The sequence below is a fragment of the Streptomyces sp. x-80 genome (genome assembly GCF_046549095.1).
Classification (GTDB): domain Bacteria; phylum Actinomycetota; class Actinomycetes; order Streptomycetales; family Streptomycetaceae; genus Streptomyces; species Streptomyces celluloflavus.
In genome coordinates, this window is sequence record NZ_JAJPWM010000004.1 from 235,119 (window position 1) to 261,373 (window position 26,255).

Genomic DNA, 26,255 nt, shown 5'->3' on the forward strand with positions numbered 1-26,255 from the left:
CCGGTGTGCCCCGCGCGGACCGTGCGGCTTGACACACCGCCTTGCGGGTTCGGCAATGGAGAGGTGATCGACAACGACTACGCACGGATGCTGTCCGATGTGGGGCCCGGCCTGCGGCGGCTGCGGCAGGAGCGGGGCGTGACGCTGGCCGCGCTCGCGGCGTCCACCGGTATCTCGGTGAGCACGCTCTCGCGGCTGGAGTCGGGCGGCCGCAAGGCCACCCTGGAGCTGCTGCTGCCGCTGGCACACGCCCATCAGGTGCCGCTGGACGAGCTGGTGGGGGCCCCGGAGGTGGGCGATCCGCGGGTGCGGGCGACGCCCCGGAACCACGACGGCCTGACCGTTCTGCCACTGACCCGCCAACCGGGTGCCCTCCAGGCGTTCAAGCTCGTCATGGAGCCGGTCACCGGCCCGCCGGAACCGCGTACGCACGAGGGCTACGAGTGGCTGTACGTCCTGTCCGGGCGGCTGCGGCTGCTGGTGGCCGACCGCGATGTGGAGCTGCGGGCCGGGGAGGCCGCGGAGTTCGACACCCGGCTGCCGCACTGGTTCGGGCCCGCCGGCCGGCAGCCGGTGGAACTGATCAGCCTCTTCGGCCGCCAGGGTGAACGGATGCATGTCCGCGCCGGGCCGCGCCACCGGGCCGGCTGAGCGCCCGCCGCGCCGCGGCGGCGCCCGCCGTCAGCCGAAGAGCCCGTCCAGCCAGCCGGCCACCGCGTCGGTGAGCGTGGCCATCGACGCCGCCTCGGTGACGCCCGCCGACTTCGGCACCGCGAATCCGTGGTCGCCGTACGCCACCTCGGTGAGCTCCGTCCCCGGCGGGAACTCCCCGGGACGGCCGAACGGGTCGCGGGCGCCCTGGACGACCAGCGTCGGCACCCCGGCGCCGGTCAGCTCGTCCGCCCGCGACTTCTCCGGCCTGCCCGGCGGATGCAGCGGGAAGGCGAGCGCCAGGACGGCGTGCGCGCCCAGCTCCCGCGCCGTCCGGCACGCCACCCGGGCGCCGGCGCTGCGGCCGCCCGCGACCACCGGCAGCCCCGGCTTCGCCAGCGCGGGCCACAGCGCGGTCCATCCGGTGTCCAGGGTCTTCGGCGCGGGCGCCACCTTCTTGCCGGCCACCCGCCACGGCTGCTCGACCAGTGCGACGGTGTAGCCGCGGGCCGGCAGCGCGGCGGCCAGGGCCCGCAGGTCCCGGGCCTCGATACCGCCGCCCGCGCCGTGGCTCACCGCCAGTACGGCCCGCGGCGCCCCGGCCCGGTGCCAGGTGATCCGGGCCGCACCGGCCGGTGTCTCCACCGTCTCGGTCCCGGACGCCGCCGGGCTCGGTGTGCTGCCTGTGTTCCCTGTGCTTCCCAGGTTTCCTGTGCTTCCTGGGTTCCCTGTGCTTCCTGCGCTCATGGCTCCCATCCTGCAACCTGCCCCGTACCGCGACGTGCCGGTACGGCGGCGTGGCCCGTACCGCGTCGTGCCGTGTGCCGGTCAGAACAGCGTGCCGACCTCCGGCCCGTCCAGCTCCTTGAGCAGCTCGGGCCCGTTGTTGCGGACGTTGCTGACGTCCGTCGGGACGGGATAGGCGCGCATCAGCCCGGCCGGCGGCGGCGCCAGCAGCGCGCGCAGCTCATCGGGGTCGCTGTGCGCCGGGTCGAGCCAGGCGTCCCAGCGGTCCGGCGGCAGCACCAGCGGCATCCGGGGGTGGATCTCGGACAGCGACCGCGGGCCGGGGCCGCCGGTGGACCCGGCCAGCGGCGTGGTCTCGGCCTCGGTGGTCAGGACGGTGCAGGTCGCCCACCACGCCTGCGGGTGGTCGCCGGGCAGCGTGCGGTCCCGCCAGAACTCGTACAGTCCGGCCATCGCCATCACGGAGCCGTCGGCGGGCGTCACGAAGTACGGCTGCTTGCGGCTCCGCTTCTTCTTGCCCTGCTCCTCCAGCTGCCGTTCGGCGGCGTCGGTGACCCACTCGAAATAGCCGTCACCGGGGAGCAGACAGCGGCGGGCCGCGAACGCCTGCCGGAAGGACGGCTTCTCGTGCACCGTCTCGGACCGCGCGTTGATCATCTTCGCCGCGCCGTCGGGCGACGCCGACCACGACGGGACCAGCCCCCACTTCAGCGCCCGTAGCTGGCGCACCGGACGGCCCGGCGGAAATTCCGCGGCCGCCGCGCCCTTCAGGGGACGTTCGAGCACCGCGTGCACGTTCTTCGTCGGGGCGATGTTCCAGTCGGGTGCCAGGGTCTCCGTCGGCTCCCACCGCTGCACCCCGAAAAGTCCCACCAGGTCCTCGGGGCTGCGACTCGCTGCATACCTACCGCACATGCATGCCACACTGCCATGCCACACGAAGGGGAGACATGGACACCGACCACATCACCGACGTATGGAGCCGAGTCTTCGGGACGCAGCCCGATCCGTCGTTCTGGCTGGTGATCGTCACCGCGGTGCTGGCGCTGGCCGCCGTCGTCCCGCACACCGCCTGGCGGCTGTCGCGCAACGCCGTCACCATCGCGCACGAGGGCGGGCACGGGCTGGTCGCGCTGCTCACCGGCCGCCGCCTGGACGGCATCCGGCTCCACTCGGACACCTCCGGACTGACCGTCTCCCGTGGCAGGCCGACCGGGCCCGGGATGATACTGACCGCCGCGGCCGGCTACACCGCACCGTCCCTGCTGGGCCTGGGGGGCGCCGCGCTGCTGGCCTCGGGGCACATCACGGCGCTGCTGTGGGGCGCCACCGCGCTGCTCCTCGCGATGCTGGTCATGATCCGCAACGCCTACGGCGTGCTCACCGTCGTGCTGGCCGGGGCCGCGTTCCTCCTCGTCTCCTGGCTCACGGCACCGGACGTCCAGGCGGCGTTCGCGTACGCCGTGGTGTGGTTCCTGCTGCTGGGCGGTGTCCGGCCGCCGTTCGAGCTGACGGGCAAACGGCGGCGCGGCGGCGCGGTGGACTCCGACCCGGACCAGCTGGCCCGCCTCACGAACGTCCCGGCGGCCGTCTGGCTCGGCCTCTTCCATGTGGTGACGCTCTGCTCCCTGATAGGCGGCGGGCGCTGGCTGCTCGGCGTCTGACCGGCGGCCGGTGTCCCGAACGGCGGCGTATGCGGTCCCGTACGTCCGCGCGCCCGGTAGCCCGTACGTATCCCGTATCTCCGCGCCCCCGGTGGGCGAGCGCACTATCAGTGCCATGTTTCGTACAGGTTGCACCGCTTTTGATCAAGATCGGGCCCCTTGCCCAGCCATTAAAGTGAGGGACATGACCGAGAGCCCCGCACTTCCCGCCCTGTGGCCCGCCCCCCTCGCACCCGGGGCGGTCGACGCCACCGTCACCGTGCCCGGCTCGAAATCGGTCACCAACCGCGGCCTGGTACTGGCCGCCCTCTCCTCCGAGCCCGGCTGGCTGCGCCGCCCGCTGCGCTCGCGCGACACCCTCCTGATGGCCGAGGCGCTGCGCACGCTGGGCGTCGGCATCGAGGAGACCGCCTCCTCCAGTTCCGCGGGCGCCACGGCGCAGGGCGGCGGCGGTGAGGCGTGGCGGGTGATTCCCGCGGGGCTGCACGGCCCGGCCACCATCGACGTCGGCAACGCCGGCACGGTCATGCGCTTCCTCCCGCCGGTCGCGGCGCTCGCCGACGGCCCGGTCCGGTTCGACGGCGACCCGCGGTCCTACGAGCGTCCGCTGGGCGGCGTCATCGACGCGCTGCGCGCCCTCGGGGCCCGGATCGACGACGACAGCCGCGGCGCGCTCCCCCTGACGGTGCACGGCGGCGGCGCTCTGGACGGCGGCCCGGTCGAGATCGACGCCTCCTCGTCCTCGCAGTTCGTCAGCGCCCTGCTGCTGTCCGCGCCGCGCTTCAACCAGGGCGTCGAGGTACGGCACACCGGTTCCGCGCTGCCGTCCCTGCCGCACATCCGGATGACCGTCGACATGCTGCGCAGCGTCGGCGCCCAGGTGGACGCCCCGGAGTCCGGCGGCGAGCCGAACGTCTGGCGGGTCACCCCCGGCGCGCTGCTGGGCCGCGATCTGGTCGTGGAGCCGGACCTCTCCAACGCCCAGCCGTTCCTGGCCGCGGCGCTGGTCACCGGCGGCCGGGTCACCATTCCCGACTGGCCCGCGCACACCACGCAGCCCGGCGACGCGCTGCGCGAGATCTTCACCACCATGGGCGGTTCCTGCGAGCTGACCGAGGACGGCCTGACCTTCACCGGCACCGGCCGGATCCACGGCATCGACGTCGACCTGAGCGAGGTCGGCGAGCTGACCCCGGGCATCGCCGCCGTCGCCGCCCTCGCGGACTCCCCCTCCACGCTGCGCGGCGTCGCCCATCTGCGGCTGCACGAGACCGACCGGCTGGCCGCGCTCACCAAGGAGCTGGGCGAGCTCGGCGGCGATGTCACCGAGACCGCGGACGGCCTGCACATCCGGCCGCGCCCGCTGCACGGCGGGATCTTCCACACCTACGACGACCACCGGCTGGCCACCGCCGCCGCGGTCATCGGCCTCGCCGTCCCCGGCGTGCAGGTGGAGAACGTCGCGACCACCGCCAAGACCCTGCCCGACTTCCCCGCGATGTGGACGGACATGCTCGATCCGGCCCCCGCCCGGAGCGTCTGAGAGTTACCGCCGCCATGCGCCGCTACGGCAAGAACCCCGACGAGGACGACATCCGTGTCCGCCCCAACCCCAAGGGCAACCGTCCCCGCACCTCCATCCGCCCCAAGCACGAGAACGCCGTCGAGGGCCTGGTCCTGACCGTCGACCGGGGCCGTCTGACCTGCCTGATCGAGGGCCGTACGGTCACCGCGATGAAGGCCCGCGAGCTGGGCCGCAAGAGCGCGGTGGTCGGCGACCGGGTCTCCGTGGTCGGCGATCTGACCGGCGCCAAGGACACCCTCGCGCGGATCATCCGGGTCGAGCCGCGCACCTCCACCCTGCGCCGTACGGCCGATGACGACGACCCCTTCGAGCGGGTCGTGGTCGCCAACGCCGACCAGCTCGCGATCGTCACCGCGCTCGCCGACCCCGAACCGCGCCCCCGCCTCATCGACCGCTGCCTGGTCGCCGCCTATGACGCGGGTCTCGAACCGCTGCTGGTGCTGACCAAGTCCGATCTGGCCCCCGCCGGCCCGCTGCTGGACTCCTACGGTGCGCTGGGCGTCCCGTACGTGGTCACCAACCGCGACGAACTGGCCGACGGCGGCGCCGCCGAGCGGGTCAGGGCCCATCTGACGGGCCGTATGACGGCCTTCGTCGGCCACTCCGGCGTCGGAAAGACGACCCTGGTCAACGCCCTGGTCCCGGACCGCAACCGGGCGACCGGCCACGTCAACGCGGTCACCGGCCGCGGCCGGCACACCACCACCTCCGCGCTGGCGCTCCCGCTGCCCGGCGACTCCGGCTGGGTCATCGACACCCCGGGCGTCCGGTCCTTCGGACTGCACCACGTCGATCCGTCGCGGGTCGTGCTCGCCTTCCCCGATCTGCTGCCGGGCACCGAGGGCTGCCCGCGCGCCTGTAGCCACGACGAACCGGACTGCGCGCTGGACCAGTGGGTGGCCGACGGTCACGCCGACCCGGCCCGCCTCTACTCACTGCGCCGTCTGCTCGCCACCCGGGAACGGCGCGAGGGCGACTGATCGCCGAAGTCTGCTGCCGTCCGTCCGAGGTAAATGCATAATCACACCAAGGCTGGCGAAGCAGTCACCGAGCTGACGGAGGCAATGGGACATGGCGTGGCTGCTGGTCGTGGTGGCGGGGATCCTGGAGACCGGCTTCGCGGTCTGTCTCAAGCTGTCCCACGGCTTCACCCGCCTGTGGCCGACCGTCGCCTTCGCGTCCTTCGCCCTCGCCAGCTTCGGCCTGCTGACGCTGGCGCTCCGGAAACTGGACGTCGGCCCGGCGTACGCGGTCTGGACCGGTATCGGCGCGGCCGGTACGGCGCTCTACGGCATGGTCTTCCTCGGCGATGTGGTCTCCACCCTCAAGATCGTCTCCATCAGCTTCGTCATCATCGGCGTCGTCGGACTCCAGCTGTCCGGATCGGCGCACTGAGCCCGCTGCGGCACCGCTGACCGGTCCGGGCCCGCGTGGCGCGGCCGGCCGTCACCGGCCCCGGCCGCCGCGGTGCGGTCCCGGCGCCCCGGCCGGCCGCCGCTGTTCGCCCGGCAGCCGGGCGAACGCACCGCGCACCAGCCGCGACACCGTCTCCGTCTCGGCCTCCCGCCGCCGCTGCGGCACCGCTCCCCCGGCGGTCTCCGCCACCCGGCCAGGGCCGGGCACCGCCTCCGGGCCGGCGGGCGGCCCCGCGAGCGCGACGGGACCCGCCGGGGCGAGCACGCACGAGAGCGTCAGCCGCGCGGCGGTCTCGCAGGCGGTGCCGAGGGCAGGCAGTTCCTCCGCGGGCCAGTCCGGCTCCAGCGCCGCCACCGCCTGCGCGCAGAATCCGCCGACCAGTTCGGCGGGGCCCGGCAGCGGTCCGTCGCCGGTGCCCGCGGCCCGCCGGGCGGGCGCGCCGGTCCGCGCGGCCCGGACGGGGGCCGGGCCCGCCGCCCCGTGCGGGGTGGGCAGCCGGTCGCTCCAGCAGCCGGTCAGGGCGGCCCGGACCAGCGGATTGGCGCGTGCGGTGCGCAGCGTCCAGGCGGCCGCGGCCGCCACCCGGCCCGCCGCGTCAGCCGACGGCCCGGTGACCGTCCGCCCCTCTCGGGCCAACGCCCGTGCGACGCCCGCCAGATAGTTGTCGGTCTCCCGGCGCACCAGGGCGCGGGCCAGCCCTTCCTTGCTGCCGAACTCGTTGTAGAGGGTCTGCCGGGAGACCCCGGCCGCGGCCGCGACCTCGGCCATCCGGATGGTGCCCCACGCCCGGGTGGTCAGCGCCGTATAGGCGGCGTCCAGCAGGGATTCACGCGCTGCGGGCATCCGTCGCCTCCTCCCCGGCCCGCCCATGTGGCCGGTGTGCGCACAGAATTGACGCGGTGCCGGGGACTGTCAAGAGCCTTCGCGGGGCGGTTCCGGGCGCGCGGGCCGGCGCGCTGTGCGTCCTGTGGCCGCCGTGCCGAACGGAGTCGTATGTGGCTCCTGCGTATAACCAGTCGATACTCTTCGCACATGCCCGACTATCACGATGATCTTCGTCTCGGCCATGTCCTCGCGGACGCCGCGGACGCCGCGACCATGGAGCGGTTCAAGGCGCTCGACCTCAAGGTCGAGACCAAGCCGGACATGACGCCGGTGAGCGAGGCGGACAAAACCGCCGAGGAGCTGATCCGTGGCCATCTCCAGCGGGCCAGGCCGCGCGATGCGGTGCTCGGCGAGGAGTTCGGGAGCGAGGGCTCCGGTCCGCGCCGCTGGATCATCGATCCGATCGACGGTACGAAGAACTACGTCCGCGGGGTGCCGGTCTGGGCCACGCTGATCGCCCTGATGGAACGCGGCGAGGGCGGCGACCGCCCGGTGGTCGGCATCGTCTCGGCGCCGGCGCTCAACCGCCGCTGGTGGGCCGCCGAGGGCCTGGGCGCCTTCACTGGCCGGAGCCTGAGCTCCGCCTCCCGGCTGCGCGTCTCGCAGGTCGGCCGCATCCAGGACGCGTCGTTCGCCTACTCCTCGCTGACCGGCTGGGAGGAGCGCGGCAAGCTGCCCAGCTTCCTCGATCTGACCCGGGACTGCTGGCGCACCCGGGGTTATGGCGACTTCTGGCCGTACATGATGATCGCCGAGGGGTCGGTGGACATCTGCGCGGAGCCGGAACTCTCGCTGTGGGACATGGCGGCCTGCGCCGTCGTCGTCCAGGAGGCCGGCGGCCGCTTCTCCGGTCTGGACGGCAAGCCGGGCCCGCACAGCGGGAACGCCGCGGCCTCCAACGGTCTGCTCCACGAGGATCTGCTGGCCTACGTCGGCGACGCCCGGCGCTGACCCCCGAAGGGGGCGGATGTCGGACGACTGTCCGGGCCCCCGCCCCCTTGTGACCACGGCACCCGCGTGTGACGATAAAACTGCCCCCGTTTGTGAACTTGTGAATTCGCTCGCAAGGCACTCACACCAAGGAGGTGGCTCCCCTCCATGCCCGTGTACGTCAAAGACGCCATGAGCACGGTCGTCCTCACCATCGGCCCCGCTCATACCCTCCGCCAGGCCGCCCAGCTGATGGCGGCCCGCCGCGTCGGCGCGGCCGTCATCCTCGACACCGACACCAGCGGTCTCGGCATCCTCACCGAGCGCGACATCCTCAACTCTCTCGGCGCCGGCGAGAACCCCGACCGGGAAACCGCCCAGACCCACACCACCCCGGACGTGGTCTTCGCCGCGCCGTACTGGACGCTGGACGACGCCGCGGACGCCATGGTGCGCGGCGGATTCCGCCATCTGATCGTGCTGGACGGGTACGAGCCGGTCGGCATCGTGTCGGTACGCGACATCATCCGCTGCCGGTCCGCCGTCACCGAGCGCGCCGGCGGCGTCTCCGCCTGACACCGGTCACGCTGGGCGGGCAGCACTCCGGGAGGCCGGGCGCACCGCACGGCCCGGCACACCGGAGGCCGGACGCACGAAGAGGCCGGAGCCCCCTGGCGTCCGGCCTCTTCGGTGGTACGGCAAGCGTCCGTCAGCCGCGCAGGGCCTGGACGGCGGCCTCCAGTCGCTTGCCGTAGTCCGTGTCCGCCTTGCGGAAGTTCTCGATCGCGCGCTGCGCGATGTCCTCACGGGAAACCTGGGAGATGGAGCCCGCCAGGTTGTTGATCAGGCGCTCCCGCTCATCCTCCGTCATCAGGCGGTAGAGGTTGCCCGCCTGCACGAAGTCGTTGTCCTCGGCGTGCGTGGGCGCCTCGTGCTCACCGGACGGGCCGGTCACCGCGACCGACTGCCACAGCGGCTGACCGGTCTCGACCGGGCCGCCGAAGCTGTTCGGCTCGTAGTTCTTCTGCCGGCCGTGGCGGCCGTCGTAGAGCGCGCCGTCCCGGCCGTAGTTGCGCGCCTCGGTGGCGTGCGGGCGGTTCACCGGCAGGTGGTCGGCGTTGATACCGACGCGGTAGCGGTGGGCGTCGGCGTACGCGAAGAGGCGGCCCTGGAGCATCTTGTCGGGGGACGGCCCGATGCCCGGCACGAAGTGGCTCGGGGAGAAGGCCGACTGCTCGACCTCGGCGAAGATGTTCTCCGGGTTGCGGTTGAGCTCCAGCTTGCCGAACTCGATCGGCGGGTAGTCGGCGTGCGGCCAGATCTTGGTCAGGTCGAACGGGTTGAAGCGGTAGGCGGCCGCCTCGGCCACGGGCATGACCTGCACCTGCACGGTCCAGGTCGGGAAGTCGCCGCGCTCGATGGCGGTGCGCAGGTCACGCTGGTGGCTGTCGGGGTCCTCACCGGCGACCTTGTCGGCCTCGGCCTGGGTGAGGTTCTTGATGCCCTGGTCGGTCTTGAAGTGGTACCTGACCCAGAAGGCTTCGCCCGCGGCGTTGACCCACTGGAAGGTGTGCGAGCCGTAGCCGTTCATGTGGCGGAACGAGGCGGGGATACCGCGGTCACCGAACAGCCAGGTCACCTGGTGGGTGGTCTCCGGCGAGAGGCCCCAGAAGTCCCAGACGTTGTCCGCCTCCTGCGAGCCGGTGTACGGGTCGCGCTTCTGGGTGTGGATGAAGTCCGGGAACTTGATGGCGTCCTTGATGAAGAAGATCGGGGTGTTGTTGCCGACGAGGTCGTAGTTGCCCTCCTCGGTGTAGAACTTCAGCGCGAAACCACGGGGGTCGCGCACCGCGTCCGCCGCGCCGAGGCTGCCCGCGACCGTCGAGAAGCGCAGGAACGTCTCGGTCTGCTTGCCGATCTCCGACAGGAACTTCGCCCGGGTGTACTTGGTCACATCCGCGGTCACCGTGAAGGTGCCGTACGCACCGGCGCCACGGGCGTGCACGATGCGCTCCGGAATGCGCTCGCGGTTGAAGTGCGCGAGCTTCTCGATCAGCAGCTGGTCCTGGATGAGGCCGGGTCCACCGATGCCGGCCGTCTCACTGTTCTGGTTGTCCGAGACCGGAGCCCCGGACTCCGTGGTCAGCGGTCCGGTGGTGCTCTCTACCGACACGTGCGCCTCCTGAAGTCTTTACGCCTGCCCTTGGCTTACGCCGATTCCGATCCTACATTGGACAATGTCTAAGTCAAGAAGAACCCGAAACTCATACCTGATCCGGGGACAAACCGGCCGCTGCTACCCTTGCTTTATCTGACTGATAGGTGAATGGCATGAGTGACCTGCTGGAACGGCTCCGCGGACGTGGCTGGCGGCTGACCGCGCAGCGGCGCGTCGTCGCCGAGGTCCTCGACGGGGACCACGTCCACTACACCGCCGACGAAGTGCACGCCCGCGCCACCGACCGCCTCCCGGAGATCTCCCGCGCCACCGTCTACAACACCCTCGGCGAGCTGGTCTCGCTCGGTGAGGTACTGGAGGTGAGCACCGACGGCCGCGCGAAGCGCTACGACCCGAACGCCCACCACGACCACCAGCACCTCATCTGCTCGCGGTGCGGCACGATCCGGGACGTCCATATCCAGAGCGACCCGCTCTCCGCCCTGCCCGAGCCCGAGCGCTACGGCTTCCAGGTCTCCGAGGTCACCGTGACCTACCGGGGCATCTGCCCCAGCTGCGCCACTCCCTGACCCTGCCGACGGCCCCTGTCCGGACCGCTCCGGCCACCCGCCACCCCGTAGGACACCGAGTCGGCGGCGGAACATGACGAAGGCCCGGATCCTCTGAGGAATCCGGGCCTTCGTTATGAGTAGCGGGGACAGGATTTGAACCTGCGACCTCTGGGTTATGAGCCCAGCGAGCTACCGAGCTGCTCCACCCCGCGTCGTTGTCTCTTTACTCTAACCCGGGGCCGACCAGCAGAGCAAATCCCTGCCGCGGCTCCGGGGCCGGGCCCTCGGACCCGGCCCCGGAGCACTACGCGCTGAGCTCCTCCTGGAGCGCCGCACGCAGCCGTGCCGCACGCTCTGCCACCTCCGGCGGCCCCAGCTCCACCGCCCGCGCGCACCAGCTCTGCGCCTCCGCGAGCGCGCCCCGGCGGGCGGCGAGCAGCGCCAGCCGCAGCGCCGCACGGCCGTGCCCGCCCTCGGCTGCGCGCTGCCACCACAGGGCGGCCTCGGGCAGGCTCCCCTCGCGGGCCAGCAGCAGCCCGAGGTTGAAGGCACCGTTCTGGCTGCCGGCCTCGGCCGCCGCGCGGTACCAGGTCGCGGCCTCGACCACATCGCCCCGAGCCGCCGCGAACATGCCAACCCGGACCTGAGCGCGCCGGTGTCCCTGCCGCGCGGCCCGCTCGTACCACTGCGTGCTCTCGGCGTCCGGTGTCCGCACACCGCCGGCCCGCCCGGCGCCGTCCGCCTCCGCGGACCTGCGGTCCAGGAGGTCGGCGAGCCGGAAGGCCGCCTCGGCGCTGCCGCCGCCGGCCGCACAGCGCAGATTCCGCTCCGCGTCCTGTGCGTCACCCTCGCGCAGCTGCACGATGGCGACCTGCAACGCCGCCTCGGTGTGCCCGGCCGCCGCCGCCCGCTCGTACCAGGTGTGCGCCATCCGCCCCTCGCCTCGTCCGGCGAACAGGATGCCGAGGTTGAAGGCGGCGTCCACGCTGCCCGCCTCGGCGGCCTTGGAGAACCACGGCTCGGCCCCGGAGGCGTCGCCGCGCTGCAACAGCAGGATGGCGAGCGCGTTGGCGGCCTCGCGGTGCCCGGCGTACGCGGCCCGGCGGTACCACTGTTCGCCGCGTCCGGCCCGGCGCTGCGCGGCACAGAGCAGCCCGAGGTTGTAGGCGCCGTTGACATCACCGGCATCGAGCGCGGCGCGGTACCAGCGCTCGGCGGTCTGGAGTTCGCCGCGGTCGGCGTGCAGCGCGCCCAGCGCGTTGGCGGCGTTGCCGTCGCCGTCCTGGGCCGCGCGCCGCCACCACTCCGCGGCGCTCTCCTCGTCGCCGGCGTCGCGCAGCAGGAAGCCCAGCGCGCAGGCGGCCCGCGCCTCGCCGTCCTTGGCGGCGGACAGGTACCAGCGGCCCGCCTCCTGGATGTCGCCGCGGTCCTCCAGCAGCGCGCCCAGCTGCAACGCGGCCCGCCGGTGGCCGCGCGCGGCGGCCTGGCGGTACCACTGCTCGGCCTCGGTCTGCCGCGTCAGCTCGCCGTACGCGGGCACCGTCCGGCGGTCCGTGTCACGGCCTTCCTCGATGAGCCGGGCCAGGCGGTACGCGGCCTCGCGGTGGCCGCGCTCGGCGGCCGTCCGGAACCAGCGCTCGGCGCCGGTGTCGCCACGGTGCTCCAACAGGTCGGCGAGGGCGTAGGCGCCCAGGCAGTGACCGGATTCCGCGGACTGGCTCAGCCAGTACTCGGCGGCCGGCTCGTCGCCGCGCTCGCGGTGGTGCCGGCCGAGGGCGTGCGCCGCGGCGGCGGATCCCGCGACGGCCGCGGTGCGCCACCAGCCGGCCGCCTCGTCCGTCTGGCCCCGCTGGTGCAGCAGGACGCCGAGATTGTTCGCGGCGGCGCGGTCCCCGGCGGCGGTGGCGGAACGCAGATGCGGCTCGGCGCCGTCCAGATCACCGCGCCGCAACAGCAGCGCGCCGAGCACGCTCATGGCTCCGGTGTCGCCCGCTTCGGCGGCCCGGCGGTGTCCCGTTTCGGTCACCGCGTCCGACGCTTCGGCGGCCTCCGCCGCCTCCATCGCGTCCATCGCCAGCTCGGATTCGCGCCCCTCGTCGGGCGCATGTACAAACCGGTCTGTCTCCAACAACCTTGCCTTGTCCCCCATAAGAGCCATCGTCGCACCACCCGTAACCCGCGTACACCTGGTATACCGCAGCCAGTGAGGTCACTTCAGCGGTTTGTCGACTTCCCGATACGACGACTTGTCAAACTCAAGCACACAGCTTTCCCACATCGGCGGTACGACCCGGCCGTATTTGGCAGGAAATCGCACGCATGACGAAGGCCCGGATCCTCTGAGGAATCCGGGCCTTCGTCGTGAGTAGCGGGGACAGGATTTGAACCTGCGACCTCTGGGTTATGAGCCCAGCGAGCTACCGAGCTGCTCCACCCCGCGTCGTTGTGTACTCAAGGTATCACGGCACCGAGGTGGCCCCTGACCACCTGCTGCCGGGCGGCCGCCGGGACGAACCCGGCGGCCGCTCGGCCTGCTGCGCCGTGCCGGGCCGGCTAGCCGCCCGACGTGCCGCCCTTCTGGGACGCCTTCGCGGCCCGGTCCAGCGCCGCCTTGAGCTTCTTCTGGGCCTCGCCGTAACCGGCCCAGTCGCCCGAGGTACGGGCCTTCTCGCCCTCTTCGTACGCCTTCTCGGCGTCGCCGAGAGCCTGCTGCACCGTCTGGCCGGCCGGCGGCGGCTGGGTCTTCTCGCCACCGCCCGGCGGCTTCTCCGTGCCGGTGCTCGGTGCCTTCTTGCCGAAGACGACGTCCAGCGCGTCCTTGAGGGTGTTCTCCAGGACGGGCTTGTTGTCGCCGTAGCTGACCAGCACCTTCTTCAGCAGCGGGTAGTTGGTGTTGGCGCCGCGCAGATAGACCGGTTCGACGTACAGGAGTCCGCCGTCCAGTGGCACGGTCAGCAGGTTGCCGTACTCGATCTCCGAGTCGCCGAGTTTCTTGAGGATGTTGAGCTCATTGGCGATGCTGGGATCGGAGTTGAACTTCGACTGCACCAGCTGTGGACCGGGCACGGGTGTCTGCGAGGGCAGTTTCAGGATTCTGATCTTGCCGTAGTCGCTGCTGGTCGCGTTGGCGTCGACGGCCATGAAGGCGCCGAGGTTGTCGCGTTTGTTGGGCGTGAAGGTCGTCGTCAGCGAGAAGGACTGGTCCTTCTGGTCCGGCATCTTCATGCTCAGGTAGTACGGCGGTACGGCGTTGCCCGACTTGGTCGTCGGGTCGTTCGGGATCTGCCAGCGCTCGGAGCCCGTGTAGAAGGTGCCCGGGTCCGTGACGTGGTAGGTGGTCAGCAGCTGGCGCTGCACCTTGAAGAGGTCCTGCGGGTACCGCAGGTGCTCCATCAGCGCCGGGCTGATGGCCTCCCGCTTCTCGACCGTGCCCGGGAAGGACTTCATCCAGGTCTTGAGGACCGGGTCCTTCGTGTCCCACTGGTAGAGCTTGACCGAGCCGTCGTAGGCGTCGACCGTCGCCTTGACGGAGTTGCGGATGTAGTTGACCTGGTTCTGCTGGGCCATCACGGCCCGCTGGCCGTTGGTGAGCGAATCGGCCGTGGTGTCCCCGAGCGTGGTGCGCGAGGCATACGGATAGCCGTTGCTCGTGGTGTAGGCGTCCACGATCCACTGGATGCGGCCGTCGACGACCGCCGGGTAGGCGTCACCGTCGATGGTCAGCCAGGGGGCGACGGACTCGACGCGCTCCTTGGGCGTGCGGTTGTACAGGATCCGCGAGCCGTCGCCGATCGCGCCGGAGTAGAGGATCTGCGGCTCCCCGAACGCCACCGCGTACGCGGCACGGTTGATCGGGTTGGCGAGATCCACCCCGCTCTTGCCCTGGTAGCTGTAGCTCTTCTCGCCGCTGTCGTCGGAGTAGTCCAGTTCCTTCTGCGGACCGCCGACGATGGAGTACTGCGTGGTCTTCTCGCCGTAGTACACCCGCTGCTCGTACGTGCCGAGCTGCCCCTTGGCCGGCAGGTCCGACTCGGTGTAGTCCGGGCCGCCGTCGTCGGCTGTCTCGGTGCCCTTCGCGGCCACCGCGCCGTAGCCGTGGGTGTACTTGAAGTGGTCGTTGATCCAGTTGCGCTCGGGGATACCGGCGATGTTCAGCTCGCGCAGACCGATGACGGTGTCCTGCTCGACGCCGTTCTTGTCCTTGTACCGGTCGACGTCGAGGGTGGAGGGGAACTGGTAGTACCCGCGCACCTGCTGCTGTTGCTGGAAGGCCGGCGAGACCACGTTCGGGTCGAGCAGCCGGATGCTGGCCGTGGTGTCGGCGTCGTCCCGCAGCCGCTGACTGTCCGCGTCGGTCTTGGGCTTGTAGTCGCCCTTGTACGGCGTGACATCGGAGTCCTGGATGTCGTACGCGTCCCGGGTCGCCTTGATGTTCTGCTTGATGTACGGCGCTTCCTTGGCCTGCTCGTTCGGCTGGACCTGGAACTTCTGCACGATCGCCGGGTACAGACCGCCGATGAGGACCGCGGAGAGCACCATCAGGCCGAAGCCGATCACCGGCAGCTGCCAGGTGCGGCGCCAGAGGGTGGCGAAGAAGAGCACCGCGCAGATCGCCGCGATGAAGAACAGGATCGTCTTCGCCGGGAGGTAGGCGTTGGCGTCCACATAGCGCAGCCCGGTCCAGTTGTCGGCCGACTTCAGGCCGCTGGACTTGACCGCGAGGCCGTACCGGTCGAGCCAGTACGCGATCGCCTTGAGCGAGACGAAGATGCCCAGCAGCACCGACAGGTGGCCGGTCGCGGCGGCGGTCGCCCGGGAGCCCGGACTCGTCAGCCGCAGTCCGCCGTAGAGGTAGTGCGTCAGCGCCGCGGCGACCAGACACAGCACCGCGCAGGCGAAACCGAAGCTCAGCAGGAAGCGGTACCAGGGCAGGTCGAAGGCGTAGAACGAGACGTCCTTGCCGAACTGCGGGTCCTTCTGGCCGAACGGCACGCCGTTGATCCACTGGAGCCAGGTGCGCCACTCACCGGAGGCGGAGGCCCCGGCGATCAGACCTATCACCGCGGTGACCGCGATCAGCGCCCACTTCTTGAACGGGGCGATGCCCATCCGGTAGCGGTCCAGGCTCTGCTGCTCCATGGACATCGCGCTGAGCGGCGGCCGCAGCCGGTGCGCCAGCCAGATGTTCACGCCGACGGCCACGGCCATCAGCACACCGAAGAAGGCGAAGAGTCCGATCTTGGTCCACAGGGTGGTGGTGAAGACCGAGGAGTAGTCGACCGAGCGGTACCAGAGCCAGTCGGTCCAGAACCCGGAGAACATCACAAAGAGCATGGCCAGCACCGCCAGCACGCCCAGTGTCATGAGCAGGGTCCGGACCCGCCGGGATGGCCGGCCGACCCTGATCCGTGGCCCGGTAGGGCCTCCGCCGCGGTCCGGCATCTGGAAAGCCAAGGTGCGCACCTCAGAAGTTCGCTGTCGTGTGGAGCAGGCCCGGCGATAGTAGGACCCACTGATGCAACTTACGATGGCTTTACTCGGTTCCCGATTTCCGGGGTCCACAAGGCACGATGTTGAACATGACCAACCTCCCCGTTGACGGCACCCCCCTCGCCGCCGGTCCGCTGACCCGTGCCGTACTCGAAATCGACGAGTACAGCGCCGGGCTCGGCTGGGATCAGCCCGCCCGCCTGTTCGCCCTCGTCGACACCGCCAAACTGCGTGTCCAGGAGCCCTCGCTCGCCGCCCAGCTCGGCATCGACGACGCCACCACCGCTTCTCTGACCCCCGTGGAGCAGGACGAGATCCCCACCGGGGCCCCGCTCGACGAATTCCTCGCCACCATCGCCTGGCCCGACGCCGTCGCCGGCTGCGCGCTGACCGTGGAGCGGCTGATGCTGCCGCCGTCCGCCGAGGACTCCGTGCCCGAGGGCATGGACGACGCCCAGCTCGCCAAGTGGGTCGCCAAGCATCCGGACCGCCAGGAGGTGCGGATGACGGTGGCCGTGCTGCGGGACGGCTCCCGCGAATCGGCGCTGCGGCTGCGCGAGAAGGACTCCACGTCCGAGGTGCTCACCGGCTCGGCGCTGGTGCCCGGCCTCGCGGACGCGCTGGCCGCGACCTTCGAATCCTGACCCCGCGGGCCGGGCCCCGTCGGCCCGGCCACGGCCGGAGCCCGCTACCGGCCTGCCGTGCTACAGCTCGGCAGGCCGGCCGTGTCGTCCGTGCGGATCTTCTCCAGCGCCTTGATCGCGTCGCCGATGGTGTTGACCTTGACGAGCGTCAGACCGGCCGGGGTGTCCTTGGCGGCGGTCGCGCAGTTGTCCTTCGGCGTCAGGAAGAACTCCGCGCCCTTGTCCCGGGCCCCGATCGTCTTCATCGAGATGCCGCCGATCGGGCCGACCTTGCCCTTGTCGTCGATCGTCCCCGTACCGGCCACGAACTTGCCGCCGGTCAGGTTTCCGCCCGGGGTGAGTTTGTCGACAATGCCGAGCGCGAACATCAGCCCGGCGCTGGGGCCGCCGACATCGGCGAGCTTGACGTCGATGGTGAACGGGAAGATGTGGTCGACCCGGGCCTGGATGCCCACGATGGCCCGGCCGTCCTCCGCCTTCGCCGTGGTCAGGGTGACCTGCTTCTCGCCGGTCTCGGGCCGCTGGCCCTTCTTCTCCGCGGCGGCCGCCACCTTGGCGGGGATGATCGTGAAGACGGTCTGCTCACCCGGTTTCCGCTGGGTGACGAACTTGGCGACGTCGGCGGTCTCCTTGACCTCCTTGCCGTCCACCGCCTTGATCACATCGCCCGCGTGCAGCCGCCCGTCGGCCGGTTTGTCCTTGACGACGGAGCCGACGACGGTCTGGGCGGCGACCGGGATGTGCAGCTGGTCGAGCGCGGCTACCTTGGCGCTCTCCTGCGACTGGCTGAACTCCTCGGCGTTCTCCTGGTCGGCCTGCTCCGCCGTCTGACCCTCGGGGTAGAGCGTCTTGTGCGGCACCACGGCGCTGTCGCGGTCCAGCCAGCCGTAGAGCGCCTGGAAGAGGTTCATGCTGTAGTCGGGGGCGGTGACACGGACCGTGGTCATGTTGAGGTGACCACTCGTCGGATAGGTCTTGCGCCCGGAGATCTGGAGCACCGGCTCACCCTCGTGATCACCGAGAGTGTTCACCGTCGGGCCCGGAGACATCTCGGCATACGGCACGGGGATCGACACCCCGACGCAGAGCAGCACGATCAGCATCAGGAACGAGGCAAGCAGCGTCACGGTGCGGCGGGGCATGGAACGACAGTACGGGACGGGTATGACAACCCGCCCGCGGGGCCGTCCGTACGGGGACCCCCCTGCGCACGTGGGAATCCGGCCGCGTACGCGTACCCGCCCGGGGGCGTCAGACCGTGTCGGAGGCCGGGTCCGGGGCGGGCGGTTCCTTTTCCATCGCGGCGCGGAACCGGGCGTACCCCGCGAGTTCCGCGACATCCCCGGACTTGCGGTTGCGCGTGACCCAGGTGCTCCACAGGGTGGCAGCCAGCGCGGCGAGAACCGGAATCAGCAGCCAGAGGAGCGCACCCATGGCGACCTCCCAACCCCTTGCACGACCGCAATCGACCAATAAGCAGATTTAACCATCCGACAGGTCCACGCTCATGCCGTCGGACGGGTTACGCAACCGGAGCGCATGGCACCGGTTCGGCACCGATTCGGCTCCGCTACCGGCCGCGACGGCCCCGGACGACACACAGACACCGGCACGCGCCTCGTCTTCCTGAAGACGGCGCCACTTACCAACCATCCCACCCGTCGCCCGTACCGGGAAGACGGCGCTACGCGCCGACCCACCCGCCCGTCACCCGACCACCGCCCCCAGAAGAACGGCGCTACGCGCCGACCCATTCTTCTGCACCGTCGGAGAACGTCTGGTGCTTCCAGATCGGTGCCTCGCGTTTGAGGTCGTCGATCAGCTTGCGGCAGGCTTCGAACGCCTCGGCGCGGTGCGGGCAGGAGACCGCGACGACGACGGCGAGATCGCCGATGGCCAGGTCTCCCACCCGGTGGACGGCGGCCAGCGCGCGGACGGGGAAGTCGGCGACGGTCTTCTCGGCGACGCGGCGCATCTCCGCCTCGGCGGTCGGGTGCGCGGAGTAGCCCAGGGCGTCGACGTCGGCGCCGCCGTCGTGTGAGCGGACCGTGCCGACGAACAATGCCGTGCCGCCCGCCGCGGGGTCCTGGACGGCCGCGAAGACCTCGTCCAGGGACAGCGGGGTGTCGCGGATCGCGAGCAGCCGGATCGGATCCGCCGCACCCTGCTCGCCTGGGTGGAAGTGGACGGGGACCGGAGGGGCGTGCGTGCCAGACATACCCCCATCGTGCCGTACCCGGGACGCGAGGGGGAACGGCCGCACCCCGGGCGTACGGGTCGCCGCGTGGCGGCTCGCACGGCCGGCCGGTCCGGGTCAGATGCGGCGGCGGGCCTTGCGGGCGCGCCGGACCAGGGCAGCGGTGCCCAGCAGGGCGACGGTGGCCCCGGCCGCACCGGCCGCGGTGGCGTCCTTGCGACCCAGCCGGCGGCCGGCGACGGTGTGCCGGCCCGCGACCTCCGCCAGCAGTTCGGCGAGGACCTCTTCGTTCGTCCACCGGGGCCGCCAGCCCGCCTCGTGGAGCCGGCTGCCGCTGACGACCCAGGGGTGCATCGTGTAGGCGAGGTCCCCGGCGGGGGACGGTGTCAGGCCGATGCGGTGCAGCCGGGCGGCGGCGCCCAAGGCGACCGAGGACGGCAGCTCCATACGTCTGATGCCCGAGAGCTCCTCGACCTCCTCCTGCTCCAGCCAGCCGTCGCAGCCCACCGCGAGCTCGCCCTCGACCTTCTCCAGGGCGGCGTATTCCAGGGCGCTGACCAGGTCCTCGACATGGCAGAACTGCCAGGCGGGGCGGGATCCGGCGACGACCAGGAGGCGGGGTGACTCGAAGTAGCGGGTCAGGGCGGTGTCCGTGCCGCCCACCAGGACGGTGGGGCGCAGGACGGTGACGTTCAGGCCGGGGTGTGCGCGGGGGGCGCGGTGCGCCAGGTGTTCGATCTCCAGGAGGTCGCCGACACCGGTGGCGTCGGCGGTGGCGCGCAGTTCGGCGTCCTCGGCCAGCGGCACGTCGTTGTCGGGCAGTGCCCCGTAGACCATGGCGGAGGTGCAGAGCACGACCCGGTGGACGCCGGCCGCCGCGGCGGCGGTGAGGACCGTCTGGGTGCCGCGCACGTTGTAGGCGGTGCGGGCGGTGTCGTCGGTCTCCAGGTCGAGGTCGAGCGCGAGGTGGACGACGACGTCCACGCCGCGCAGTTTGTCGGCGATGGCGGGATCCCGTACGTCCAGGACGTGCCAGTGCGCCTCGGCCTCGTCGCCGCGCCGCTCGTCGATGGCCACCACCCGCTTGACCTCGTCGGATGCGACGAGGGCACGGGTGAGCAGCGCGCCGACTCCGGATGCGGCTCCGGTGACGGCGACGACGGGCCGGCGCCGTGACCGGTCCGTGGTGCCGTCTGTCTGCTCGGTCTTGGCCGCGGTGTTTCGCGCAGCGCGAACGGTCGGATCTGGGGAACTCACCGGGCGTCTCCAGCGGTTGTCTTCAGTACGCACGTGTGTTGACACGTACGTACCAGGTGGCGTCCATCCTGCCGCAGGCATCGGGACAGCGAAGCACCGAGCCCCGGGGCGGTCCGGGTGTCTACGCTGGAGGTGATGTCGGGCAGTCGCCGTCGGCCCGAGCCGGCGGCCTTACGAGCCGAGGAAACCCGTGAGTGACACCCCGTTTGGATTCGGCCTTCCGCCGGAGGAGCCGGAGGACGGCGACAACGGCAAGAAGAAGGGCGGCCAGGGAGGTAGCCAGGGCCCCGCGGACCCCTTCGGGTTCGGCGGCGGGAGCGGCGGCGCGGACAATCCGTTCGCGGCGCTCTTCGGCGGCATGGGCGGCCCCGGTGGCCAGATGAACCCTGGCGACCTGGGCGCCGCCTTCCAGAAGCTCGGCCAGATGCTCTCGTACGAGGGCGGCCCGGTGAACTGGGACATGGCCAAGGACATTGCGCGGCAGACCGTCGCGCAGGGCGCCGAGGACGGCAGCAAGGACGCGAGCCTGTCGCCCGGTGAGCGCACCGCGGTCGAGGAGGCCGTGCGACTGGCGGACCTGTGGCTGGACGGTGTGACGTCGCTGCCGTCGGGGTCCGGCTCGGTGGTGGCGTGGAGCCGCGCCGAGTGGGTCGAGGAGACCCTGCCGGTCTGGCAGGACCTGGTGAATCCGCTCGCCGAGCGTGTCGGGGCGGCCATGGGCGATGTGCTGCCGGGCGAGATGCAGGCCATGGCGGGCCCGCTGCTCGGCATGATGCGCTCCATGGGCGGCGCGATGTTCGGCACGCAGATCGGCCAGGCGCTGGGCGTCCTGGCGAGCGAGGTCGTCGGCTCGACGGACGTCGGGCTGCCGCTGGGTCCGGCCGGCAAGGCCGCACTGCTGCCCGGGAACATCGCGTCCTTCGGGGCGGGCCTGGGCGTACCGGACGAGGAGGTGCGGCTGTATCTGGCGCTGCGCGAGGCCGCCCACCAGCGGCTCTTCGCCCATGTGCCGTGGCTGCGCTCCCATCTGTTCGGTGCCGTCGAGGGCTATGCGCGCGGTATCAAGGTCGATACGAGCAAGCTGGAGGATGTGGTCGGCCAGCTCGATCCGCAGCATCCCGAGGAGTTGCAGAACGCCCTTCAGCAGGGCATGTTCCAGCCCGAGGACACGCCGGAGCAGAAGGCGGCGCTGGCCCGTCTGGAGACCGCGCTGGCGCTCGTCGAGGGCTGGGTGGACGCAGTGGTGCACGCCGCCGCCAAGCCGCATCTGCCGGCGGCGGACGCGCTGCGGGAGACGCTGCGGCGGCGCCGGGCGAGCGGTGGCCCGGCCGAGCAGACGTTCTCGACGCTGATCGGTCTCCAGCTGCGTCCGCGGCGGCTGCGGGACGCCTCGCGGCTGTGGGCCTCCTTGGCCGACGCGCGGGGCATGGAGGGTCGCGACGCCCTGTGGGAGCACCCGGACATGCTGCCGACGGCGGCCGATCTGGACGACCCGGACGGCTTTGTGCACCACGAGCAGCTGGACTTCTCCGAGCTGGACAAGATGCTGGGCGAGGCCGCGAGCGGCGGCAAGCCGGATCTGACCAAGCCTGCGGGTTCCGCGGAGACCGATGGCCCGAAGGCGGCGCCCGCGAAGGACGCGCCGGCCGGCGGGTCCGAGGCGGCCGGCGGTGCGGCGGACGGCGCCGACGGCCCGGACGCTCCCGGCGAGGGCAAGGGCGACGGCGGCGCATGAGTCTGCGCGAGGACGCGGCGCGGGTGCTCAAGGAGTGGCCCGCGCCGTCGCCGGAACAGGAGCAGCTCCGGCTGTCCTATCTGGACCATCTCGCCGACCACCGGGACGCCATGTGGCGGCGCTGCGCGGACGGTCACCTCACGGCGAGCGCGGTGGTGATCGACCCGGCCCGCGGCCGGGTTCTGCTCACCTTGCACCGCAAGCTGAAGATGTGGCTCCAGATGGGCGGCCACTGTGAGCCGGGGGACGCCACACTGGCGGACGCGGCGCTGCGGGAGGCGTGCGAGGAGTCCGGGATCACCCGTGGGCTGACGCTGCTGCCCGGCGGGCCGGTGCGGCTGGACCGCCATCAGACGCCGTGCGCCTGGCATCTGGATGTGCAGTACGCGGCGCTGGCGCCCGCGGACGCGGTGGCCGCGATCAGCGACGAGTCGCTGGACCTGCGGTGGTTCGCGTACGACGAGGTGGCCGGCGTCGCCGATACGTCGGTGGTACGCCTGGTGGACCGTACCCGGGCGCTCCTTCAGCGGTCTGTTTGAGCGGTCTGCGCCCGCGCGGCTCCCGGGAGGCGCGCGGGCGGCTGCGTCGCAGGGCCCGTCCGCGGCAGCGGTGCCGCGGGGACGCGACGGATCCGGTGTGCCGGGGCCGTCATTCGGTGCGTGCGGCGGGCAGCTGCGGCAGCCGGTCGGCCGCGACGACTCCTTCGAGATAGCCGCGGGCCCGTTCCGTGCGCGGGTACGCCTCCAGCAGCTGCCAGAACTGCGGGCCGTGGCCGGGGACGAGGAGATGCGCGAGCTCGTGCAGCAGAACGTAGTCGATGACGTACTCGGGCATGCCCTGGAGACGGTGCGAGAGGCGGATGCTGCCCTCGGCGGGGGTGCACGATCCCCAGCGGGTGTTCTGGTTGGTGACCCAGCGCACCGTCGCGGGGCGGGCCCGGCCGTCCAGGAACTGGCCGGACAGCCGCTCGGCCCGTTCGGCCAGCTCGCTGTCGCCCAGCATGCGCTTGCTCTCCTGGGCGGCGAGCCGGTCCAGCATGACCGTCACCCAACGCTGCTCCTCGGCCTCGGACATACGGGCCGGAATCAGGACAACGGTGCGGTCGCCCTCGCGGTACGCGGAAACCGTTCTGCGCCGCCGTGAGCTACGGCGCACCTCGACCGCGCTCGTCCCTGACCCGCGGGCCTCCGGGCTCGGGACAGCCCGGCGTGTCGTGTCTGCGGCGCGGCGCAGGGGGGTCTCCCCGGCGCCGCGGGGGGAAGGGTCGGCGGGCACGCGCCCGACGTTACCTGCTGGCACTGCGGGAAGTCCTGCCCCGTCGACGGTTCGTGCCCTAAACACTCCATGACGGGGACGACTTATACGACTAACACCCATCGCCTGTGGACAACTTTCTCCGCCGGTCCGGCACTCGGCGCATGCTGAGATCCGTTCGACGGAGGAGACGGCGAAGGACGGGGGCGGATGTCATGCATCCGATGCTCAAGACCGCGCTGCGGCGCGGCTGGCGGGACAGGGAAACGGTGCGGTTCGGGGTGGCTCCGGCCCATGCGGTGGTGGTCGGACCGGTCGACACGGCGACCGGCAGTTTCCTCGGGATGATCGACGGCACCCGCAGCATGAGCCGGCTGGCCGCGGACGCCGCGGCGCTCGGCCTGCCCGCCGGGCATGCGCGGGGTGTGGTGGACCGGCTCGGCGCGGCCGGACTGCTGGACGCGCCGACCGCGGGCGGCCCGGCGGCCGAGGCCGTACGGGCGGACGGCCCGGCGTTCGAGCGGCTCCGGCCCGATCTGGCCTCGCTGTCGGTACAGCATCCGGAGGCCGCGGGCGCCCTGGGCCGGATAGGGGCACGCCGCGCGGTCCGCGTCCGGGTGCGCGGGACGGGACGGGTGGGGGCCTCGGTCGCGGCCCTGCTGTCGGCCGCGGGGATCGGCCGGGTGGACGTGCTGGACGGCGGGACGGTCGAACCGTGGGACGTCGTGCCGGGCGGGCTGCCCGTCGAGCGGGTCGGCGAGCGGCGCGACGCCTCCGCGCGGCAGTTGGTCCACCGCGCTTCCCCCTGGACGCGCAGACCGCGCCCGGTCGGCCCGGTGAGCGATGCCGGCGAACCAGGGCTCTCGCTCGTGGTGCTCACACCGCGCGACGGCCTCGGCGCCTATGCCCCCGATCCCGTGCTGTCCGAGCCGCTGCTGACTGCCGGCATCCCGCATCTGTACGCCGGTGTGGTCGAGGGCACGGGCGTGGTGGGACCGCTGGTGCTGCCCGGCAGCTCGGCCTGCGCCCGCTGCGACGAACTGCGGCGTACGGACGCGGAACCGGCCTGGCCGCGGCTGCTCGCGCAGTGGCGGTCGGGGCGCGGCTCCCCCGCGGTGCCGGCCTGCGATGCCGCGTTGGCCACGATGGTCGCGGGGCTCACCGCCGTCCAGGCTCTGGCGTTCCTGGACGGCGAACTGCCGCCCTGTACGGGGGCGCGGATGGAGCTGGCGCTGCCGTGTGCGAGCCTGCGGACAGTGCCGGTGACACCGCATCCGGAGTGCGGCTGCGGTGCGGCGGATTCCGATGCCGCGACTGCCTCGGATCCTCGGCCGCGACACGCCACAATGACGGAGGAACCCCGGCAGGGGGCAGTGTGAGTTGGAGGGGCGCATGTCTGGACTTCCGCGCGAGACGGTCACCCGCACCGCCGGGTCGGCCGCGCTGCCACCGGGGTTCGCCGGCCGTGCCCTTCAACGGCGCGCCGCGGCAGGGTTTTTCACGGGGTCCGGCGGGCCGGGCGGCGCCGGCCGCCGCGGTGCTGTGCCCCCGCTCCGCGCACACGGCGCTTCCGGCGCACTGGGAACCATGGAGGAGCGCGCACATGTCTGATCTGCCGCGTAAGGCAGTGGTCCGCACGGCCAAACTGGCCGCTCTTCCTCTGGGATTCGCCGGACGCACGGCGCTCGGGCTCGGGAAACGCATCGGCGGACGTTCGGCGGAGATCATCGCCAGCGAGTTGCAGCAGCGCACCGCGGAACAGCTCTTCGCGACTCTGGGGCAGCTCAAGGGCGGCGCGATGAAGTTCGGGCAGGCGCTGTCCGTCTTCGAGTCGGCGCTGCCCGAGGAGATCGCCGGGCCGTACCGCGCCGCGCTGACCAAGCTTCAGGAGGCGGCGCCGCCGATGCCGACGAGCACGGTGCACTCCGTGCTGGCGGTGCGCCTCGGCGAGGACTGGCGGGAGCTGTTCGAGGAGTTCGAGGACAAGCCGTCGGCGGCGGCCTCGATCGGGCAGGTGCACCGGGCGGTGTGGCACGACGGCCGTGCGGTGGCCGTCAAGGTGCAGTATCCGGGGGCCGGGAAGGCGCTGCTGTCCGACCTGGCACAGCTGAGCCGGTTCGCACGGCTGCTGGGGCCGCTGATCCCGGGCATGGACGTCAAACCGCTGATCTCCGAGTTGCGCGACCGGGTCTCGGAGGAGCTGGACTACGCCCTGGAGGCGGAGGCCCAGCAGGCGCACGCCGAGGAGTTCGCCGACGATCCTGATGTGCTGGTGCCGGCCGTGGTGCATCAGGGCGATCAGGTGCTGGTGACCGAGTGGATGGACGGGGTGCCGCTGTCCGAGGTGATCGCGAACGGCACCGAGGAGCAGCGGAACCGCGCCGGGCAGCTGTTGGCGCGGTTCCTCTTCTCCGGTCCCGCCCGGACGGGCCTGCTGCACGCCGATCCGCATCCGGGCAACTTCCGGCTGCTGACCGGCCATGCCCCGGACGGGCCCGCGCAGGAGTGGCGGCTGGGTGTGCTGGACTTCGGCACGGTCGACCGGCTGCCCGACGGGCTGCCGCCGACGATCGGCACATCGCTGCGGATGGCCTTGGCCGGCGAGGCGGACGCGGTCTACCGGCACCTGTGCGAGGAGGGCTTCGTCAAGGAGTCCATAGCGCTGGAACCGGACGCGGTGCTGGACTATCTGCTGCCGATCATCGAGCCCGCGGAGGTGGAGGAGTTCACCTTCACCCGGGGCTGGATGCGTCATCAGGCGACCCGGATCGGCGACCCGCGCTCCCCCGCACACCAGTTGGGCAAACAGCTCAATCTGCCGCCCTCGTATCTCCTGATACATCGTGTGACGTTGAGCACCATCGGGGTGCTGTGCCAGTTGGGGGCGACGGTGCGGCTGCGCGATGAGCTGACGGCGTGGATGCCGGGCTTCGTCGCCGAGGAGACGGCGGCACCGGAGGCCGTCGGGGACCTCTGCGAGGAGAGCACGGCCTGAGGGAGCCTGGCCGGCCCGAGCCGCTCGGGCCGGACGTGTTCCCCGGGCCGCCCGGCCGGGGCCGGACGAAGGGGG

Annotated in this window: 24 protein-coding genes and 2 tRNA genes; 13 read left to right on the top strand and 13 right to left on the bottom strand. The window is 71.9% G+C overall.

All coding sequences use genetic code 11. The features are described from left to right. Positions 1 to 87: 87 nt before the first annotated feature. Positions 88 to 651, top strand: a complete 564-nt coding sequence (locus ACLJWH_RS09145; RefSeq protein ID WP_411141361.1) for a helix-turn-helix domain-containing protein — start codon at positions 88 to 90, stop codon at positions 649 to 651. Between the two features lie 30 nt (positions 652 to 681). On the opposite strand, the gene ACLJWH_RS09150 is transcribed toward ACLJWH_RS09145, so the two are convergent. Beyond that, on the bottom strand, positions 682 to 1,296 hold the full coding sequence (locus ACLJWH_RS09150) for an alpha/beta family hydrolase (RefSeq protein WP_411141092.1): 615 nt from the start codon (positions 1,294 to 1,296) through the stop codon (positions 682 to 684). A gap of 183 nt (positions 1,297 to 1,479) precedes the next feature. Next, on the bottom strand, positions 1,480 to 2,313 hold the full coding sequence (locus ACLJWH_RS09155; RefSeq protein ID WP_411141093.1) for an SOS response-associated peptidase: 834 nt from the start codon (positions 2,311 to 2,313) through the stop codon (positions 1,480 to 1,482). Between the two features lie 35 nt (positions 2,314 to 2,348). Between ACLJWH_RS09155 and ACLJWH_RS09160 the strand changes: the two genes are divergently transcribed. From ACLJWH_RS09160 to ACLJWH_RS09175, 4 genes are all read left to right on the top strand, one after another. After that, on the top strand, positions 2,349 to 3,062 hold the full coding sequence (locus tag ACLJWH_RS09160) for a M50 family metallopeptidase (RefSeq protein ID WP_411141094.1): 714 nt from the start codon (positions 2,349 to 2,351) through the stop codon (positions 3,060 to 3,062). A gap of 184 nt (positions 3,063 to 3,246) precedes the next feature. Further along, positions 3,247 to 4,605: a 3-phosphoshikimate 1-carboxyvinyltransferase gene (gene aroA / locus ACLJWH_RS09165; protein ID WP_411141095.1), complete on the top strand. Its 1,359-nt coding sequence runs from the start codon at positions 3,247 to 3,249 to the stop codon at positions 4,603 to 4,605. A gap of 14 nt (positions 4,606 to 4,619) precedes the next feature. Continuing rightward, a complete protein-coding gene (gene rsgA, locus ACLJWH_RS09170; RefSeq protein ID WP_411141096.1) occupies positions 4,620 to 5,627 on the top strand; it encodes a ribosome small subunit-dependent GTPase A in 1,008 nt (335 codons plus the stop codon). 91 nt (positions 5,628 to 5,718) lie between these two features. Beyond that, positions 5,719 to 6,042 carry a DMT family transporter gene (locus tag ACLJWH_RS09175; RefSeq protein WP_411141097.1) on the top strand — a complete coding sequence of 108 codons (324 nt, stop codon included), beginning with the start codon at positions 5,719 to 5,721 and terminating at the stop codon, positions 6,040 to 6,042. A gap of 51 nt (positions 6,043 to 6,093) precedes the next feature. Here ACLJWH_RS09175 and ACLJWH_RS09180 read toward each other — a convergent pair whose 3' ends face one another. After that, positions 6,094 to 6,906 (bottom strand): TetR/AcrR family transcriptional regulator, encoded by an 813-nt coding sequence (locus ACLJWH_RS09180; protein WP_411141098.1) that lies wholly within the window; start codon positions 6,904 to 6,906, stop codon positions 6,094 to 6,096. 189 nt (positions 6,907 to 7,095) lie between these two features. Here ACLJWH_RS09180 and hisN point away from each other — a divergent pair, with 189 nt between their 5' ends. Together hisN and ACLJWH_RS09190 are read left to right on the top strand one after the other, a co-directional pair. Beyond that, on the top strand, positions 7,096 to 7,899 hold the full coding sequence (hisN, locus tag ACLJWH_RS09185; protein ID WP_411141099.1) for a histidinol-phosphatase: 804 nt from the start codon (positions 7,096 to 7,098) through the stop codon (positions 7,897 to 7,899). 153 nt (positions 7,900 to 8,052) lie between these two features. Further along, the gene (locus ACLJWH_RS09190) at positions 8,053 to 8,454 is read left to right on the top strand and encodes a cyclic nucleotide-binding/CBS domain-containing protein (RefSeq protein WP_411141362.1); all 402 of its coding nucleotides are present in this window, start codon (positions 8,053 to 8,055) and stop codon (positions 8,452 to 8,454) included. A 133-nt stretch (positions 8,455 to 8,587) separates the two neighbouring features. On the opposite strand, the gene ACLJWH_RS09195 is transcribed toward ACLJWH_RS09190, so the two are convergent. Further along, positions 8,588 to 10,051 carry a catalase gene (locus ACLJWH_RS09195; protein ID WP_411141100.1) on the bottom strand — a complete coding sequence of 488 codons (1,464 nt, stop codon included), beginning with the start codon at positions 10,049 to 10,051 and terminating at the stop codon, positions 8,588 to 8,590. A 158-nt stretch (positions 10,052 to 10,209) separates the two neighbouring features. On the opposite strand from ACLJWH_RS09195, the gene ACLJWH_RS09200 reads away from it, so the two are divergent. Further along, complete coding sequence (locus tag ACLJWH_RS09200) at positions 10,210 to 10,626, top strand: Fur family transcriptional regulator (protein ID WP_052860715.1); 417 nt, start codon at positions 10,210 to 10,212, stop codon at positions 10,624 to 10,626. A 120-nt stretch (positions 10,627 to 10,746) separates the two neighbouring features. Here ACLJWH_RS09200 and ACLJWH_RS09205 read toward each other — a convergent pair. From ACLJWH_RS09205 to ACLJWH_RS09220, 4 genes are all read right to left on the bottom strand, one after another. Further along, a tRNA-Met gene (locus ACLJWH_RS09205) sits at positions 10,747 to 10,820 on the bottom strand. Positions 10,821 to 10,912: 92 nt separating this feature from the next. Beyond that, entirely contained in the window at positions 10,913 to 12,766 is a 1,854-nt protein-coding gene (locus tag ACLJWH_RS09210; protein ID WP_411141101.1) for a tetratricopeptide repeat protein, read from the bottom strand. A 208-nt stretch (positions 12,767 to 12,974) separates the two neighbouring features. After that, positions 12,975 to 13,048, bottom strand: a tRNA-Met gene (locus ACLJWH_RS09215). A 113-nt stretch (positions 13,049 to 13,161) separates the two neighbouring features. Continuing rightward, a complete protein-coding gene (locus ACLJWH_RS09220) occupies positions 13,162 to 16,050 on the bottom strand; it encodes a UPF0182 family protein (RefSeq protein ID WP_411141363.1) in 2,889 nt (962 codons plus the stop codon). Between the two features lie 137 nt (positions 16,051 to 16,187). Between ACLJWH_RS09220 and ACLJWH_RS09225 the strand changes: the two genes are divergently transcribed. Next, entirely contained in the window at positions 16,188 to 16,742 is a 555-nt protein-coding gene (locus tag ACLJWH_RS09225; RefSeq protein WP_411141102.1) for a PPA1309 family protein, read from the top strand. A gap of 44 nt (positions 16,743 to 16,786) precedes the next feature. Here the strand turns inward: ACLJWH_RS09225 and ACLJWH_RS09230 are convergent, their stop codons facing one another. The 4 genes from ACLJWH_RS09230 to ACLJWH_RS09245 all read right to left on the bottom strand — a co-directional run bounded on the left by ACLJWH_RS09230 (position 16,787) and on the right by ACLJWH_RS09245 (position 20,196). Continuing rightward, positions 16,787 to 17,884: a PDZ domain-containing protein gene (locus ACLJWH_RS09230; RefSeq protein ID WP_411141103.1), complete on the bottom strand. Its 1,098-nt coding sequence runs from the start codon at positions 17,882 to 17,884 to the stop codon at positions 16,787 to 16,789. A 109-nt stretch (positions 17,885 to 17,993) separates the two neighbouring features. Beyond that, positions 17,994 to 18,176, bottom strand: a complete 183-nt coding sequence (locus ACLJWH_RS09235; RefSeq protein WP_411141104.1) for a hypothetical protein — start codon at positions 18,174 to 18,176, stop codon at positions 17,994 to 17,996. 304 nt (positions 18,177 to 18,480) lie between these two features. Further along, complete coding sequence (locus tag ACLJWH_RS09240; protein ID WP_411141105.1) at positions 18,481 to 18,960, bottom strand: molybdenum cofactor biosynthesis protein MoaE; 480 nt, start codon at positions 18,958 to 18,960, stop codon at positions 18,481 to 18,483. 96 nt (positions 18,961 to 19,056) lie between these two features. Beyond that, positions 19,057 to 20,196, bottom strand: a complete 1,140-nt coding sequence (locus ACLJWH_RS09245; RefSeq protein WP_052860708.1) for an SDR family oxidoreductase — start codon at positions 20,194 to 20,196, stop codon at positions 19,057 to 19,059. 190 nt (positions 20,197 to 20,386) lie between these two features. On the opposite strand from ACLJWH_RS09245, the gene ACLJWH_RS09250 reads away from it, so the two are divergent. Together ACLJWH_RS09250 and ACLJWH_RS09255 are read left to right on the top strand one after the other, a co-directional pair. Continuing rightward, on the top strand, positions 20,387 to 21,931 hold the full coding sequence (locus ACLJWH_RS09250) for a zinc-dependent metalloprotease (protein WP_411141106.1): 1,545 nt from the start codon (positions 20,387 to 20,389) through the stop codon (positions 21,929 to 21,931). Beyond that, positions 21,928 to 22,470, top strand: coding sequence for an NUDIX hydrolase (locus ACLJWH_RS09255; protein WP_411141107.1), 543 nt, complete (start codon positions 21,928 to 21,930; stop codon positions 22,468 to 22,470). Before ACLJWH_RS09250 ends, ACLJWH_RS09255 begins: the two co-directional genes overlap by 4 nt. Positions 22,471 to 22,579: 109 nt before the next feature. Here the strand turns inward: ACLJWH_RS09255 and ACLJWH_RS09260 are convergent, their stop codons facing one another. After that, positions 22,580 to 23,206, bottom strand: coding sequence for a M48 family metallopeptidase (locus ACLJWH_RS09260; protein ID WP_411141108.1), 627 nt, complete (start codon positions 23,204 to 23,206; stop codon positions 22,580 to 22,582). A gap of 203 nt (positions 23,207 to 23,409) precedes the next feature. Between ACLJWH_RS09260 and ACLJWH_RS09265 the strand changes: the two genes are divergently transcribed. Then, on the top strand, positions 23,410 to 24,564 hold the full coding sequence (locus ACLJWH_RS09265; RefSeq protein ID WP_411141364.1) for a TOMM precursor leader peptide-binding protein: 1,155 nt from the start codon (positions 23,410 to 23,412) through the stop codon (positions 24,562 to 24,564). 224 nt (positions 24,565 to 24,788) lie between these two features. Further along, positions 24,789 to 26,180 (top strand): ABC1 kinase family protein, encoded by a 1,392-nt coding sequence (locus ACLJWH_RS09270; RefSeq protein ID WP_411141109.1) that lies wholly within the window; start codon positions 24,789 to 24,791, stop codon positions 26,178 to 26,180. Positions 26,181 to 26,255: the final 75 nt, after the last annotated feature.